Origin of the sequence: Streptomyces sp. MZ04 (assembly GCF_004684775.1) — a bacterium.
Taxonomy (GTDB): Bacteria; Actinomycetota; Actinomycetes; order Streptomycetales; family Streptomycetaceae; genus Streptomyces.
In genome coordinates this window covers 1-1,209 of record NZ_SRIC01000579.1, presented here as the reverse complement: position 1 = coordinate 1,209, position 1,209 = coordinate 1, and the positions used below count along the sequence as shown (strand labels likewise).

Annotated in this window: 3 protein-coding genes; all 3 read left to right on the top strand. The window is 73.7% G+C overall.

Going from position 1 to position 1,209, the window contains the following annotated elements:
• Window positions 1-504: type II secretion system F family protein (locus tag E2651_RS43280; RefSeq protein WP_209446403.1), on the top strand; the 504-nt coding region annotated here is incomplete at its 5' end.
• A gap of 64 nt (window positions 505-568) precedes the next feature.
• Window positions 569-772, top strand: coding sequence for a DUF4244 domain-containing protein (locus E2651_RS43275; protein WP_245239562.1), 204 nt, complete (start codon window positions 569-571; stop codon window positions 770-772).
• 100 nt (window positions 773-872) lie between these two features.
• Entirely contained in the window at window positions 873-1,208 is a 336-nt protein-coding gene (locus E2651_RS43270; protein WP_280922840.1) for a TadE family type IV pilus minor pilin, read from the top strand.
• Window position 1,209 lies beyond the last annotated feature (1 nt).

The following is a 1,209-nucleotide window of genomic DNA, read 5'->3' as shown; positions in this document are numbered from 1 at the left end:
GGGTACGGGGTGTTGCGGTGGTGGCGCGGGCGGGGTGATGCCGTCCGGGAGTTCGACGCCGCAGAGGCGTCTCGGCAACTGCCCTTGGCGGCTGACCTGTTGGCGGCCTGCGTCGCGGCCGGCGCGGGGCCTGTGGTGGCCGCGCAAGCCGTGGGCGAGGCCCTGAAGGGGCCGGTCGGTGAGCGGTTGGCCCGCGGGGCGGCGGAGGTGCGGCTCGGCAGCGAACCAGCCGATGCCTGGCGGATTTTGGCCTCGATACCGGGCGCGGCGGCGTTGGCCCGCCTGCTGGAACGGGCGGGCGAATCAGGGGCTCCGGCGGCGGAACCGGTGGCGCGCCTCGCCGCGGACTGCCGAGCGGAACGGGGTCGTACGGCGATGGCGGCGGCGCGCAGGGCCGGCGTGCTGATGACGGCGCCGGTGGGGCTGTGCTTCCTGCCCGCGTTCATCGCGGTGGGGGTGCTGCCGGTGGTGATCGGCCTTGCGGAGGGCCTGTTGAGCGGCTGAGTGACTGAGTGACTGAGTGACTGACGGAACTTACTGAACTGGGGGAATTCTCATGGGGGTTGAGATGTGGGGACAGCTGTGTGCGCGGGCACTGCGACGTGCGGCGCGCGGGGTGCGTAGGGACTCGGGGATGGTCACTTCGGAGTACGCGATGGGGTTGATCGCGGCGGTGGGGTTCGCCGGGCTGCTCTACAAGGTGGTGACGAGCGGGCAGGTCAGGGCGGCGCTGCAGGCGGTCGTGGAGAAGGCCCTCGATGTCCAGTTCTGAGTCCAGTTCTGAGAGGGCGCCGGGTGGGCGTACGTTCCGGCGCCCGTATCGGGAGCGGGAGAGAGGCCGGGACCGGGGCTGGGGCCGGGACGGAGGCTTCGTGACCGCTGAGGCTGCCGTGGTGCTGCCGACACTGGTGCTGTTCACGATGGCGCTGGTCTGGGCGCTGCTGACCGCGTCCGCGCAGATCCAGTGCGTGGACGCGGCGCGGGCCGGGGCTCGCGCGATGGCCCGGCAGGATCCCGAGAGCGCGGCCGTGGCGGCGGCACGCCAGGCGGCGCCGCGCGGTGCGGCGGTGGCCGTCCGGCGGGACGGCGACCTGGTCCGCGTGGAGGTCGTGGCGGACTCGCCGGGACCGCGAGCGCTGGGGCTCGGGCTGCGGCTGCGGTCGGAGGCCGTGGCATTGGCGGAGGAGACGGTGGGGGTGGGGACGTGAG

Bases quoted from the DNA above. Each gene is read 5' to 3' on its own strand.
- E2651_RS43275 (WP_245239562.1), top strand. From the start codon at position 569: ATGTGGGGACAGCTGTGTGCGCGGGCACTGCGACGTGCGGCGCGCGGG.